Annotated in this window: 14 protein-coding genes; 8 read left to right on the top strand and 6 right to left on the bottom strand. The window is 62.3% G+C overall.

The window, feature by feature from the left end:
- Window positions 1-2: 2 nt before the first annotated feature.
- Window positions 3-953 carry a LysR substrate-binding domain-containing protein gene (locus tag J5Y06_RS08015; RefSeq protein ID WP_209334620.1) on the bottom strand — a complete coding sequence of 317 codons (951 nt, stop codon included), beginning with the start codon at window positions 951-953 and terminating at the stop codon, window positions 3-5.
- A gap of 187 nt (window positions 954-1,140) precedes the next feature.
- Here J5Y06_RS08015 and J5Y06_RS08020 point away from each other — a divergent pair, with 187 nt between their 5' ends.
- A complete protein-coding gene (locus J5Y06_RS08020) occupies window positions 1,141-1,425 on the top strand; it encodes a DUF1127 domain-containing protein (RefSeq protein ID WP_209334621.1) in 285 nt (94 codons plus the stop codon).
- A 57-nt stretch (window positions 1,426-1,482) separates the two neighbouring features.
- Here J5Y06_RS08020 and J5Y06_RS08025 read toward each other — a convergent pair whose 3' ends face one another.
- From J5Y06_RS08025 to J5Y06_RS08035, 3 genes are all read right to left on the bottom strand, one after another.
- Window positions 1,483-2,331 carry a DUF937 domain-containing protein gene (locus J5Y06_RS08025; protein ID WP_209334622.1) on the bottom strand — a complete coding sequence of 283 codons (849 nt, stop codon included), beginning with the start codon at window positions 2,329-2,331 and terminating at the stop codon, window positions 1,483-1,485.
- Between the two features lie 68 nt (window positions 2,332-2,399).
- Window positions 2,400-3,773, bottom strand: a complete 1,374-nt coding sequence (locus J5Y06_RS08030) for a glutamate--cysteine ligase (protein WP_209334623.1) — start codon at window positions 3,771-3,773, stop codon at window positions 2,400-2,402.
- A 97-nt stretch (window positions 3,774-3,870) separates the two neighbouring features.
- Window positions 3,871-4,605: a 16S rRNA (uracil(1498)-N(3))-methyltransferase gene (locus J5Y06_RS08035; RefSeq protein WP_209334624.1), complete on the bottom strand. Its 735-nt coding sequence runs from the start codon at window positions 4,603-4,605 to the stop codon at window positions 3,871-3,873.
- Between the two features lie 96 nt (window positions 4,606-4,701).
- Here J5Y06_RS08035 and J5Y06_RS08040 point away from each other — a divergent pair, with 96 nt between their 5' ends.
- Entirely contained in the window at window positions 4,702-5,394 is a 693-nt protein-coding gene (locus J5Y06_RS08040; RefSeq protein ID WP_209334625.1) for a type 1 glutamine amidotransferase, read from the top strand.
- A 256-nt stretch (window positions 5,395-5,650) separates the two neighbouring features.
- Window positions 5,651-5,788, top strand: a complete 138-nt coding sequence (locus tag J5Y06_RS08045) for a hypothetical protein (RefSeq protein WP_209334626.1) — start codon at window positions 5,651-5,653, stop codon at window positions 5,786-5,788.
- Here the strand turns inward: J5Y06_RS08045 and J5Y06_RS08050 are convergent.
- Together J5Y06_RS08050 and J5Y06_RS08055 are read right to left on the bottom strand one after the other, a co-directional pair.
- Window positions 5,785-6,531: a metallophosphoesterase family protein gene (locus tag J5Y06_RS08050; RefSeq protein ID WP_209334627.1), complete on the bottom strand. Its 747-nt coding sequence runs from the start codon at window positions 6,529-6,531 to the stop codon at window positions 5,785-5,787. The genes J5Y06_RS08045 and J5Y06_RS08050 overlap by 4 nt on opposite strands.
- Window positions 6,528-7,706, bottom strand: a complete 1,179-nt coding sequence (locus tag J5Y06_RS08055; RefSeq protein ID WP_342453388.1) for an alpha-hydroxy acid oxidase — start codon at window positions 7,704-7,706, stop codon at window positions 6,528-6,530. The genes J5Y06_RS08050 and J5Y06_RS08055 overlap by 4 nt, the downstream gene beginning before the upstream one ends.
- A gap of 89 nt (window positions 7,707-7,795) precedes the next feature.
- Between J5Y06_RS08055 and J5Y06_RS08060 the strand changes: the two genes are divergently transcribed.
- The 5 genes from J5Y06_RS08060 to glcF are packed head-to-tail and all read left to right on the top strand — an operon-like array spanning window position 7,796 to window position 12,432.
- Window positions 7,796-9,289: an FAD-linked oxidase C-terminal domain-containing protein gene (locus J5Y06_RS08060; RefSeq protein ID WP_209334628.1), complete on the top strand. Its 1,494-nt coding sequence runs from the start codon at window positions 7,796-7,798 to the stop codon at window positions 9,287-9,289.
- A gap of 25 nt (window positions 9,290-9,314) precedes the next feature.
- Complete coding sequence (gene glcE / locus J5Y06_RS08065) at window positions 9,315-10,511, top strand: glycolate oxidase subunit GlcE (protein WP_209334629.1); 1,197 nt, start codon at window positions 9,315-9,317, stop codon at window positions 10,509-10,511.
- Between the two features lie 27 nt (window positions 10,512-10,538).
- On the top strand, window positions 10,539-10,769 hold the full coding sequence (locus J5Y06_RS08070) for a DUF433 domain-containing protein (protein WP_209334630.1): 231 nt from the start codon (window positions 10,539-10,541) through the stop codon (window positions 10,767-10,769).
- Window positions 10,766-11,143, top strand: coding sequence for a hypothetical protein (locus J5Y06_RS08075; protein ID WP_209334631.1), 378 nt, complete (start codon window positions 10,766-10,768; stop codon window positions 11,141-11,143). Before J5Y06_RS08070 ends, J5Y06_RS08075 begins: the two co-directional genes overlap by 4 nt.
- Complete coding sequence (gene glcF / locus J5Y06_RS08080; protein ID WP_209334632.1) at window positions 11,143-12,432, top strand: glycolate oxidase subunit GlcF; 1,290 nt, start codon at window positions 11,143-11,145, stop codon at window positions 12,430-12,432. Before J5Y06_RS08075 ends, glcF begins: the two co-directional genes overlap by 1 nt.
- Window positions 12,433-12,536: the final 104 nt, after the last annotated feature.

Consider the following 12,536-nt stretch of genomic DNA (forward strand, 5'->3'; position numbering starts at 1 on the left):
GCTTACCACCCCGGCGTCAGCTGTATCGGTCGGCGCGAGCGTTTTCCAAAGGAAAGAGCCGTGAAGTCGAAGCTGCCTCCGTCTTCATTGGGCAGGGAGATGTTATCCAGGCTTTCGCTGATATGTCGTGCCAGTGCGTCCACGATCTGTGACGGACCCGAGTGCCCGCGCAAAAGACCGATGCGGATGTCGGGAAGCGGCTGAAACCCGTCGGCTTCCCCCAACACGCGCATGCCCGGACGCAAGGCGCATTCAGGCAGAATCGAAACCGCCAGGCCGGACAACACGGCGGCAATCACCACGGTGGCTGACCAGCTTGTGAACAGGATGCGATATTCGCGCCCGCTGACATCCAGGGCGTCGCAGGCAGCGCGTCGCCACATGCAGGTGGGGCGCCCGACTGCAAGCGGCAGAATGGACTCCTGGTGGATCTGGTGGTTCGCAGAACTGACCCACAGAAGCGGCTCGCGACGCACCACTTCGGCCTGCCCGGTTTCGGGGCTCTGCGTGATCAGCGCGATGTCCAGCTGGTTGCGACGCAGGAGTTCCACAAGGTTGGCAGTCGGCTCGCACACGACCGACATCTCCACCCGAGGGTTTGAGCGAGCAAAGCGAGCCATGATCTCGGGCAGGAAGCGGTCCGCATAATCATCCGGCGTACCAATGCGGATCTGCCCTTCCAGGCTGTTGTCGTCAAACGCGGCCACGGTTTCGCGGTTTAACCGCACCATCCGGCGCGCGAAGGTCAGGAGCTTTTCACCGTCGGAAGTGAGGCGGTTCGTGCGCCCATCCTTCGCAAACAACGGCTTCCCGATCCGCTCTTCCAACCGTCGCATCTGCATGGATACCGCCGACTGCGTTCGATGCACTTCGTCGGCCGCACGGGTAAAGCTACCGGTGTCGGCAATGGCAACGAAGGTCTGCAGTTGATCGAGATCGAGAGGAACCGCCATCACATACCATCCGCGAAGTACATAAGCAGTGCTGATGTCTAGCATTAGAAACATTCGCTAGATCAATCAATAGGCGTGGTGCATCTTCTACCCTGTTCAACGGGAACGGTCATTGCTGTGTCACGCGTTCGGGTTATTGCCCGGGCGCGACGCTGTACCGTTCCGCCGTTTCTGCAGGAGAAGGACTATGACGACGCTTACCCACGCTGTTCTGCCGCTGCCAGCCGCTTCCCGTCCGGCTTTCTGGGTACGCGTTGCGCGTGGCAGCGTTCAAGCCTTCCGTGTGTGGAACAATCGCCGCGCCTTCAGCAGCCTTTCCGAACTCACCGACTGGCAATTGACCGACATCGGTGTGACCCGCGGTGATCTGATTCGCGCTGGTGCCCATGGCTATGGAGATCCGACGGCGCGCTTGAGCACCATCGTAAGCGCCCGGTTGAGTCTCGAGGATGCCGCGCGCCGGGTGAGTTGAGGCTCCATTGCCGCAACCCGCGGAGCAACTCCCCGACCTTAAGCGCCGGCTTTTAGATCAGGGCCGGTGCTTTTCCATGCCTTTCATGAACCTGTCGAAGATTGCCTCGGTGTTCTTCTGATAGTCTTCGCCCGTCTTGCGCCCGGTTTCGAACATGTCGCCGAACAGGTCATCATAGGGGTTGCGCGGGCGACCACTCGGATTGGTGGGTGGCGGTTCGGGCGCTGCGCCAGCCGCGCCGATCCAACCTTCCATCATCTTGCCCCAGGGCGTTTCGTTGAACGGGTTTTGTGGAGCCGTTCTTCCGTCGGGCTGGCCCGCGCGATGTCCGGCCATCATCTCCTTCATCGCCTTGCCAAAGGGATTGTCGAACGGGTCAAAACCGGGAGGCCCCGCGCTTGTGGGCGCCGCTTGCGGTGAACTTCGCCGCATCATCTGTTCAATGATGTCGCCGATGACGTTCCCCCCGGACTGGCCGGCCACCTGCCCGGTGGATTGCTTGAAAAGGCCGCCCATGATGATGGCCGCCAGCGTGGGCAGCATCTGCTGCAGAACCGACTGCGTGATTCCTGTCGCCTGGGCGGCTTGCGCCGCGACGGCGCGGCTGATCTCCTTGGAGCCGAACAGATGCGAAAGAATGCCGTTGCCGTCCGCCAGGCCTTCCGGCCCAAGCGCGCGGCTGGCGTCTTCGAAATAGCGGCCATGCTGACCCGAGGCCATGGCCTGCACGAAAGCGCCGACGCCGTACGGGTCGGCGACGTTCCGCTTCAAACCTTGGCTGAAGGCGGGAAGCAGCGCTTCGGTTGCAAGCTGGACCTGTTGCTGGGTTAGGCCGTATTGCCGCGCCATCAACTCCATCGCCCGGCCGTTATCAGCCGCGGAAAGCATGTCGAACAGGGGCAGCATGGCGGATCCTCCAGTCGCCACCAGCCTATGCTGAAACCGCAGCGCTTAGAAGAGGCGTCTCCGCAGGCTCAATAAGCGTATTCCTGGAAAACCGGCTCGATGGAACCGCCCCAGCGCATGTTATAGGCCTTGACCATTTCGTGGGCGCTGGTTGTTCCGCGCGCCACCACCTCGTCCAGCGGGCTGAGGAAAGAGGTTTCATCGAAGCCTTCCCGGTTCAAGCAGGCTCGGTTCGCCAGGCCGCGATGGGAGATCGCAAGCACCTCGCGCCCGACGTCGCGCAGGCTGCGGTTGTGAAGGAGCGTGGAAAGCCCTTGGGTCGGCACGTCATCACGCATGGCGATGACGTCCTCATAGGTCCAGTGGCGCGTCAACGCTTCCGCTGCATCCAGCGCTTCGTCGTCGTAGAGCAGGCCTACCCAGAACGCGGGAAGGGCACAGATCCGCCGCCAAGGGCCGCCATCGGCACCGCGCATCTCAAGAAACCGCTTCAAGCGCACATCGGGAAACAAGGTGGACAGGTGATTGGCCCAGTCGCCCATGGTGGGCATGCCATCTGGCAGCTCCTTGCGCAGGGCACCGTCCATGAACTGGCGGAACGTCACATGGGTGAGGTCGTGATAGCGGCCGTCCCGGATCGCGAAATACATCGGCACGTCGAGTGCCCATTCAACATAATCGGCAAAGCCGAAATCCGGCGCGAAGCAGAACGGCAGCACGCCGGCGCGCTGGTTGTCCGTGTCGCGCCAGATGTCGCCGCGCCAGCTTTCAAAGCCGTTCGGCTTGCCGTCGGTGAAAGGCGAGTTGGCGAAAAGCGCGGTGGAAAGGGGCTGCAGCTTCAGGCCGACCTGCATCTTTCGCCGCATGTCGGCTTCCGACGAGAAGTCGAGGTTCACCTGGATCGTGCAGGAGCGATACATCATGTCCAGGCCCTTGGAGCCGACCTTGGGCATGTAGTTGGTCATGATTTCATAGCGGGACTTCGGCATTACCGGGGTGTCGGCCAATGTCCATTTCGGGCTGCCGCCGAGGCCGAGGAAGCGGATGCCGAGCGGCTCGGCAATCTGGCGCAGCTGTGCAAGGTGCGCGTTGCTTTCGCGGCAAGTCTGGTGAATGGTTTCCACCGCTGCACCCGACAGCTCGAACTGCCCGCCTGGTTCAAGGCTGATCGCCCCCTGGCCGGTCGGCTCCACGAGGCCGATGATGTTGCCCTCATCGACGATGGGATCCCACCCGAGCGTGCGCTGCATGCCTTCCAACAGGGCGCGGATACCGCGGTCGCCGTGATACGGCACCGGCTGGTGGCCATCAACGTAGAAGGGAAACTTCTCGTGCTCGGTTCCGATGCGCCACGCATCACGCGGCTTGTTGCCGCTCGCCAGATAGCCGACGAGATCGTCCAATCCTTCGATTGGTTGGGTGTCTGTTGTGTCGCGCGCCATTCTCGTCACCTGCGCTGGAAAGAGCGGCTTGCTTGCAGATTATCAGGCTGTGCGGCAAGCGAATTCTCTTGATCGAACTGTCAATGGGAACGGGATCTTACCAGTCCCCGACGCTCGCCTGGATCACGGCGAGTGCGGCAACGGCTGCCGTGTCGGCCCTGAGGATGCGCGGCCCGAGCGGAATGGCCGTCACGAAAGGCAGCGCATGCAGCAGTCGGCGCTCGGCTTCTGAAAACCCACCTTCCGGCCCAACAAGAAGGGCGAGCTTTCGCTCCTCCACCTGCTGAAGCAAGGGCAAGGGATTGTTGCCGGCCGCGGCCTCGTCGCAGAAAATCAGCCGGCGGCCGGGATCCCAGCTCTCGAGCAGGCGCTCAAGCTTCATGGCCTCGCAGACCTCCGGCAAGGCGAGGATGCCGCATTGTTCGGCAGCTTCCGTGGCATTGGCCTGCAAGCGCTCGACGCCGATCCTGCTTACCTGCGTATGCTGGGTCAGAACCGGCTGCAAAACCCCGGCTCCCATCTCGACGGCCTTTTGCACAAGGTAGTCGAGCCGTCCGACCTTGAGCGGCGCAAAGCAGTAGTGAAGTTCCGGCCGCTCCGTTTGCGGCCTTGTTTGTTCCAGCGCTTCCACGGTCACAGACTTCTTGCGAAGCTCGGAAAGCCGCGCCCGCCATTCTCCGTGCCGACCGTTGAACAACAGGATTTCGGCGCCTTCCGTCAGCCGCAGGACGTGAAGCAGGTAGTGCGTCTGTTCTGCCGCAAGCGATACCCGTCCACCCGCGCGCAGGTCCTCGGACACGAAAAGGCGTTGCATTTTATAGTTGGCGCGCATGGAAGCCCCATGCGGCCTTGCTCGGGCAAGGTCAAGCTGACCGTTTGCGCCAAGCCTTCGACATGCTAGCCAGCCTCGCCCTTGGAGAGCCCTTGCATGCGTGTCCTTGCCGTCCAGAACTACCCGGAAACAACGCTCGGCCAGATCGAAACGGCGCTTCGCGAGCGAGGGGCGGAGATCGTGCTTTGGCAGGCTTTCGACGGCTCGCCTATGCCCGGTGGCCCGTTTGATGCTCTCGTTGTGCTGGGCGGCGCGCAAAACGCCCTGGCCGATGAGGCCGCACCGTGGTTTGCGCCTTTGCTTGCGGCAATGCGTCAGATGGTTGAAGCCGGAAAACCGGTTCTCGGGGTTTGTCTCGGCAGCCAGCTCCTTGCCCGCGCGTTCGGAGCGCAAAATCTCGTTGGTGCCACGCATGAGTTCGGCTGGACCTCCGTGGCCCTTACCGAAGACGGCGAGGCAGACCCTGTGCTGAGCTCGGTGCAGCGGGAGTTTCTCACCTTCCAATGGCACGACGACACTTTCGTGCTGCCGCGGGCTGGCGTTCGGCTGGCCGGAAACGATGCCGCCCATAACCAGGCGCTCCGCATCGGGCGCGCCGGCTACGGCATCCAGTTCCACTTCGAAGCCGATCGGAGCGTGCTTGCCCGATGGACCGAAGTTTATAGGGACGCGATGCTGGCGCAGGATCAGGATTGGCCGAAGCGCTTTGCAGAGGAACGCGAAACGACGGGGCGGGTGGCAGACGAAAACGGGCTGGCGATCGCGCGCGCTTGGGCAGCGCTCATCTAGGGTCTTGGCCCGGCGGCGTGGCATTTTTGGCACGCCTGAAGGAAGTGTGTGGATCCGCTCTTCCACCCGCTTCCGCTCGCACGTGCGGACGGCTAGAAGCCGCCGCGTCGAGACCGGCGACCCCCGCAGCTGATGCAATTCTGCACCACTCGCGCAGATCGCTCAATCGAGTGAAACCCGAAGGCATATTCAGCGTTTATCGAGCAACCGGATAGTAACCGGTGACTGACAAGGTTTGTGGATCGGAAATCTAGAGATGACCCCCGTGCGTGCTTTTTTCCTTTCCATGGTAATGATGTCTGCCATCGCGATGTGGGGGGCCGGCATCTATACGGCTGACGCTTCGGTCCATATGCAGGTGACCGATGGCTATGGCGTGAGTGCCACGCACTAACGGCCGGTCGAGCGAACCTCCAGTACACGCTTCTCATCGGCATCGAGTGCGATCGCACTGAGCAAGCCGGACTTCACGACGCCCGTGTCGATGTTGATGCGGTTGCGGTGAAGTTGGGCCCGTTCGATGGGTGTGTGGCCATGCACGATGATTTTCGGATGCAGCGTATCTGCACCCGAAAACTCCTTGCGGATGTTCAGAAGATCGCAGGCTTCTTGCCGGTCCAGCGGGATGCCGGGGCGAATACCCGCATGGCAGAAGAAATAATCTCCAAACGAGGCGCTTAGCGCCGTTTGTTGCAGAAAATCGAGGTGGCTCGACCGCATCGCATTGACGAGATCGGTGTGTGCTGCGTGCCGGCCTTCGCTGGTGCTGAAGTCGACGCTCACGCCATAGGACTGCGCCATCCACTCCCCGCCATGATCGGCAAAGAACTCGCCGCCGGAGGGATCATGCAGGAAGTCGACGAAGCCCTGTTCGTGGTTGCCGCGCAAAAACAGCATGCGGCTGTCGCTTGAGCGTTCCACCAACTGGTCCAGCACGCCCCTGCTGTCGGGACCGTTGTCAATGTAATCGCCGATATGGATGACGCGCCAATCGGCCGGGCGATCGCGGTCCAATTCGGCGTCGATTGCAGCATGCATCGCGCGAAGAAGATCCGAACAGCCATGGATGTCGCCAATCGCGTACAGTCGCAAGCCGCTCGGCGCACGCGCTGCCTTGAGTGAAATCCCGTCGCTCACTGGCTTGGCCGCGCCGGCTCGGCTTCCACAACGGGCAAGCGGTGGTGCAGCAGGTCAGGACCGGCTTCGCGGATGTCGCGCTTGCCGCACAAGGCCATCGTGATGTCGAGTTCCTTGCGGATGATATCCAGCGCCATGGTGACGCCGCGCTTGCCGTAGGCGCCGAGGCCATAAAGGAAGGGCCGGCCGATATAGGTGCCTTTCGCGCCGAGGCACAGCGCCTTCATCACGTCCTGCCCGGAGCGAATCCCGCCGTCGAGATGCACCTCGATGCTGTCGCCCACTGCCTGGACAATTTCCGGCAGCACCGAAATCGACGACGGAGCGCCATCGAGCTGACGGCCGCCGTGGTTCGACACGATGATCGCATCGGCGCCCGTGTCCGCTGCGCGGCGCGCATCTTCAGGATCCATGATGCCCTTCAGGATCAGCTTGCCGCCCCATTGCTCCTTGATCCAGGCAACATCGGACCACGACAAGCGGGGGTCGAACTGTTCGGCAGTCCAGGAAGACAGGGAGGAAAGATCGCCCACACCCTTCGCATGGCCGACAATGTTGCCGAAGCTGTGCCGTTTGGTTTGCGTCATCTCCCACGCCCAGAATGGCCGCGTGGCAACCTGCCAGACATGCTTCGGCGTAAACTTCGGCGGCGCAGAAAGCCCGTTGCGGATGTCCTTGTGGCGCTGGCCGAGGATCTGCAGGTCCAGGGTCAGCACCAGAGCCGAACATCCTGCCGCTTTGGCGCGGCTGATAAGGGACGCCACGAAGGTGCGGTCCTTCATCACGTAAAGCTGGAACCAGAACGGCTTGGTCGTATGGGCCGCCACGTCTTCGATCGAGCAGATGCTCATCGTCGAAAGGGTGAACGGCACGCCGAAGGCTTCGGCCGCCTGCGCCGCAAGGATCTCGCCATCGGCGTGTTGCATGCCCGTCAAACCGGTCGGCGCGAGAGCAACCGGCATAGACACGGTTTCGCCGATCATGGTGCTTTGCAGCGAACGGTTGGTCATATCGACCAAAACACGCTGGCGCAGCTTGATCGCCGCGAAATCCGCTTCGTTGGCCTTGTAGGTGCCTTCTGTCCAGGCGCCGGAATCGGCGTAGTCGAAGAACATTTTCGGCACACGCCGCCGTGCCCGGGCCTTCAGTTCAGCAATTGTAAGCGGCGTTCCCACGTTCGGTTCTCCGTCAGGCAAGGTCGTTGCGGTGTAGGGCTGTGCACTCTATTGGTCAAACAGCAAGCACGGATGCACAAGGAGGATCGATGTCGCTCGCGATGCCGCAGCCCGATGCCGCCGTGCTGGCGAAGCGCGCCGAAATCGCGGCCGACCTGCGCACCATTGTTCCGGGCGAAGGCGTGGTGGAAGCGCCCAATGAGATGCGCGTGTTCGAAACCGATGGGCTTACAGCCTATCGCCAGCTGCCGCTGGTCGTGGTGCTGCCAGAAACAACCCAGCAGGTGTCGCGCATCCTGCGCTACTGCAACGAACGGAACATCCGTGTCGTGCCCCGTGGTTCGGGCACGTCACTGTCAGGTGGTGCGCTGCCCCTCGCGGATGCCGTGCTCCTCGTGATGAGCCGCTTCAACCGCATTCTTGACATCGACTACGTCAATCGCTGCGTGATTGCCCAGCCGGGCGTGACCAATCTTGGAATCTCCCAGGCGGTGGAAGAAGAGCGCTTCTACTACGCGCCCGATCCATCCTCGCAAATCGCCTGTTCGATCGGCGGCAACGTCGCCGAGAACTCCGGCGGCGTGCACTGCCTGAAATATGGCCTCACTGCCAACAACGTGCTTGGCGTCGAGATGGTGCTGATCACGGGGGAGGTGATCCGTCTGGGTGGCAAGCATCTCGATAGCGAGGGCTACGACCTGCTCGGCGTGATGACCGGATCCGAAGGATTGCTCGGCGTCGTCACGGAAGTGACGGTTCGCATCCTGCAGCGCCCGGAAGCAGCGCGGGCGCTGCTGCTCGGCTTCCCAAGCAGCGAACAGGCTGGCCAATGCGTTGCCGAAATCATCGGCGCAGGCATCATTCCAGGCGGCATGGAGATGATGGATGAGCCGGCGATCCACGCGGCCGAGGACTTCGTCCAGGCCGGCTACCCCCTTGATGTGGAAGCCTTGCTGATCGTGGAACTGGACGGGCCTGGGCCGGAAATCGAGCACCTGATCGGACAGGTCGAAGCGATTGCCACCGACAACGGCTCGACCACCTGCCGGATCTCCCAATCGGAAGAAGAGCGGCTGGCTTTCTGGGCCGGCCGCAAGGCAGCCTTCCCCGCAGTGGGCCGCATCTCGCCCGACTATTACTGCATGGACGGCACCATCCCGCGGAAAGAACTGCCTCGCGTCCTGGCCGGCATGCGCGAAATGTCCGAGCGCTACGGGTTGCGGGTGGCAAATGTCTTTCATGCCGGCGACGGCAACCTGCATCCGCTCATCCTGTATGATGCAAACATACCTGGCGAGCTCGCAAAGGCAGAAAGCTTCGGCAACGATATTCTGCGTCTTTGCGTGGAGGTTGGCGGCGTCTTGACCGGAGAACACGGCGTCGGCGTGGAAAAACGCGATTTGATGCCCGTGATGTTCAGCCAGGTCGATCTTGATCAACAGATGCGCGTGAAATGCGCTTTCGATCCGAACCACTTGTTGAACCCGGGAAAAGTGTTCCCCCAACTGCGTCGCTGCGCTGAACTCGGCCGCATGCACATTCATGCAGGGAAGATGCCCTTTCCCGACATTCCCCGATTTTGACCGCCATCTTGAAGTCAAGCATCCGATGACCACCTTCACCCCGACCGCTGACGAGGATGTGGTAGCCTCCGTGCAATGGGCTTTGGCGGAAAATGCGCCGCTGGAGATCATGGGAGAGGGCTCGAAACGCGGCATTGGTCGCCCGGCGCAAACCGAGCACGCCATCAACCTTTCAGCCCTTTCCGGCATTACGCTGTACGAACCGGAAGAACTGGTCCTGTCCGCGCGAGCTGGGACGCCTCTCGCGAAGATCGAGGAGCTGCTGAAGCGCAACCGTCAGCAGCTGGCGTTTGAACCGATGGACTACGGTCCCTTGCTTGAACAGCCCGCGGGTCGTGGCACGATCGGTGGCGTGCTTGCGGGCAATCTCGCCGGACCGCGACGGCTCAAGGCCGGTGCGGCTCGCGATCATGTTCTGGGTGTGAGCGTGGTGTCCGGTCGCGGCGAGCTGTTCAAGTCAGGCGGGCGCGTGGTGAAAAACGTCACCGGCTACGATCTTTCCAAGGTGATGGCCGGATCCTGGGGAACGCTGGGCGTCCTGACCAGCCTGACGTTCAAGGTGCTGCCGGCTCCGGAGATGGAAGCCACCTTGCTGGTGCGCGGATTGAGCGAGGGCGACGCTGCGGCGGCAATGGCGCTTGCCATGGGCTCAAGCGCGGAAGTGTCGTCTGCCGCGCACCTGCCGGAAGGGATCAGCACACCGACGCTGAACGTGCTCCTGGGCAGCGGGCCGAAAACGCTGCTGCGCCTGGAAGGCTTTGGCCCGTCTGTCGCGTATCGTTTCGATCTTCTCCACCGGCTCCTGCGTGACGGGGGGGTTATCGAGCGGATCGACGACTCAACAGCCGTTTGGGCGGAAATCCGCGACTGCGCTCCCTTTGCTGACAACACAGATCGCCCGGTGTGGCGTGTTTCCATGGCGCCCTCCGAAGCCTACAAGATGGTGGCCGAATTGCGCATGCACGCCGGTGCCGCGGCTTTCTACGATTGGCAGGGTGGTTTGGTTTGGCTGCGCATGGAAGCGGAACCGGAAGCGGAAGGCATTCGTGCCCTAGTCGCGCATTTCGGTGGGGGACATGCCACACTCGTGCGTGCGTCGCCGTCGGTGCGTGCTTCAACGCCGGTGTTCCAGCCCCAGCCCCCCGCGCTCGCAGCGCTCTCCGCACGCCTGAAAGAGCAATTTGATCCGAACGGCATCCTCAATCCCGGCCGGATGGGGTAGGATGAACTGGCGTTGGAGAATGAACCGATGGACAACATCGCTATAATAGAAGAAGAGTTGTTCGAGCCACACCCAGATATCGTGAGTGGGGCCGTTGTCCTTCGAGGCACCCGCATTCCCGTTGAAGCCTTTTTCGAGAACCTTGCGGCGGGGTTGACGCTTGAGGAACTGCTGCGGAACTACCCCGCAGTCGGCCGCGAAAGAGCCGAGGCGGCGATCCTTCAGGCTGGTCGGAAGTTCGTGAAGGCGGCTGCTTGAAGCGGGCAGTCGTCGACGAAGGCACTCCTGCTGAAGTCGCGGCTCTGCTGACGTCGCCGGAAGTCGAAGTCGCCAACTTTCCCGACACATGGCGAAGCCTGCCCGACAAGCACGTCTTGCAAGCCGCCGCCCAAGGGTTCAATTGGCTCATCACCTGGGACAGGAACATGCCCCACCAACAGCACCTCAGGGAGCTTGCGCTTTCGGTTCTGGTCTTGCCGGTGGCGGCTTTTCCTGAGATCGATCGCATCCGAACTCCGGTATCACTAGCCCTTCTGCGGCCGTTCCTGGGCAGGTTTGTCGTTCTTGATCGCGCAGGCGGCATCATTGGTGTTCCGTCGACACACCTGAGCGGCAGTCAAGGGACCAGCTGATGCAAACCACATTCACGGCCGAACAGCTCGAAGATCCGCATGTGGCGGAGTCCGAGAAGATCCTGCGCAACTGCGTGCATTGCGGGTTCTGCACCGCCACGTGTCCGACCTATGTGACGCTCGGCAATGAGCTCGACAGCCCGCGCGGGCGCATCTACCTCATCAAGGACATGCTGGAAAACAATCGTCCGGCGGACAAGGAGATCGTCACGCACATCGATCGCTGCCTGTCCTGCCTGGCCTGCATGACGACGTGCCCTTCGGGCGTGAACTACATGCATCTCGTGGATCACGCGCGCGCCCATATCGAGCGTACCTACCATCGCCCGATGATCGACCGGCTGATCCGCTCCGCCTTGGCTGCCGTGCTGCCTTACCCGGAGCGGTTCAGGGCAGCGCTTGGGCTGGCGAAGCTCGGACGGCCCTTGGCGCCGCTTTTGGACAAGATCCGGCCGTTGAAGCCGCTGGCTGCCATGTTGAAGCTCGCGCCGCACAGCCTCCCGCCGGCTGCTCCGACAGCAACAGCAGTTGCGCCGCTTCCGCTGAAAGGCCGCGTGGCCGTGCTGGCCGGCTGTGCGCAATCTGTTCTCGACCCCGAGATCAACGCGGCCACCGGGCGTTTGCTGGCGCGCCTCGGGATCGAAACCGTGGCGGCGCCTGGGGAAGGCTGCTGCGGCGCGCTTGTTCATCATCTTGGACGCGAAGATGCGGCCTTGGAGATGGCGCGGCGCAATGTCGATGCCTGGACGCGGGAGATCGAGACGAACGGGCTGGATGCGATCGTGATTACCGCCTCCGGCTGCGGCACCACGATAAAGGACTATGGCTTTATGCTGCGGCTTGATCCGGCCTACTCGGAGAAAGCAAAGCGCGTGTCGCAGCTCGCGCGCGATGTCACGGAGTACCTCGCCGATCTGGACCTGCCTGAGCCGATGCATCGCGAGGCAATGGAGGTTGCCTACCATTCCGCTTGTTCCATGCAGCACGGCCAGAAGATCACGCGCCAGCCGAAGGCACTGCTTCGGGCTGCCGGCTTCACCGTCCGCGAACCCCGGGAAGGGCATCTGTGCTGCGGTTCGGCCGGCACCTACAACATTCTTCAGCCGGAGATTTCCGCGCGCTTGCGCGACCGCAAGGTGCGCAACATCGAGGCAACGCGCGCAGCCGTGATTGCCACAGGCAATATTGGCTGCATGACCCAGATCGGCTCCGCGTCGAAGATGCCCGTGGTGCACACGGTGCAGCTTCTGGATTGGGCGTATGGCGGTCCCAAGCCCGCAAATCTCTGAGCGCAACAAGTACGCTCCAAGGGAGCGCTCACGGAACGTTTCCGGGCTTCAGGCTATTTCATGTCGCGAAAGAAGGAAGATAGCGCCGTGCCCACCCCGATCTC

The organism is Tianweitania sediminis (assembly GCF_017813335.1).
GTDB lineage: Bacteria > Pseudomonadota > Alphaproteobacteria > Rhizobiales > Rhizobiaceae > Tianweitania > Tianweitania sediminis.

What these genes read in the sequence shown, in the direction of transcription:
- J5Y06_RS08070 (WP_209334630.1), top strand. Translation starts at nt 10,539, where the DNA reads ATGGACAACATCGCTATAATAGAAGAAGAGTTGTTCGAGCCACACCCA.
- J5Y06_RS08030 (WP_209334623.1), bottom strand. Translation starts at nt 3,773, where the DNA reads ATGGCGCGCGACACAACAGACACCCAACCAATCGAAGGATTGGACGAT.
- J5Y06_RS08025 (WP_209334622.1), bottom strand. Translation starts at nt 2,331, where the DNA reads ATGCTGCCCCTGTTCGACATGCTTTCCGCGGCTGATAACGGCCGGGCG.
- glcE (WP_209334629.1), top strand. Translation starts at nt 9,315, where the DNA reads ATGACCACCTTCACCCCGACCGCTGACGAGGATGTGGTAGCCTCCGTG.
- glcF (WP_209334632.1), top strand. Translation starts at nt 11,143, where the DNA reads ATGCAAACCACATTCACGGCCGAACAGCTCGAAGATCCGCATGTGGCG.
- J5Y06_RS08015 (WP_209334620.1), bottom strand. Translation starts at nt 953, where the DNA reads ATGGCGGTTCCTCTCGATCTCGATCAACTGCAGACCTTCGTTGCCATT.
- J5Y06_RS08020 (WP_209334621.1), top strand. Translation starts at nt 1,141, where the DNA reads ATGACGACGCTTACCCACGCTGTTCTGCCGCTGCCAGCCGCTTCCCGT.
- J5Y06_RS08040 (WP_209334625.1), top strand. Translation starts at nt 4,702, where the DNA reads ATGCGTGTCCTTGCCGTCCAGAACTACCCGGAAACAACGCTCGGCCAG.
- J5Y06_RS08045 (WP_209334626.1), top strand. Translation starts at nt 5,651, where the DNA reads ATGACCCCCGTGCGTGCTTTTTTCCTTTCCATGGTAATGATGTCTGCC.
- J5Y06_RS08060 (WP_209334628.1), top strand. Translation starts at nt 7,796, where the DNA reads ATGTCGCTCGCGATGCCGCAGCCCGATGCCGCCGTGCTGGCGAAGCGC.
- J5Y06_RS08035 (WP_209334624.1), bottom strand. Translation starts at nt 4,605, where the DNA reads ATGCGCGCCAACTATAAAATGCAACGCCTTTTCGTGTCCGAGGACCTG.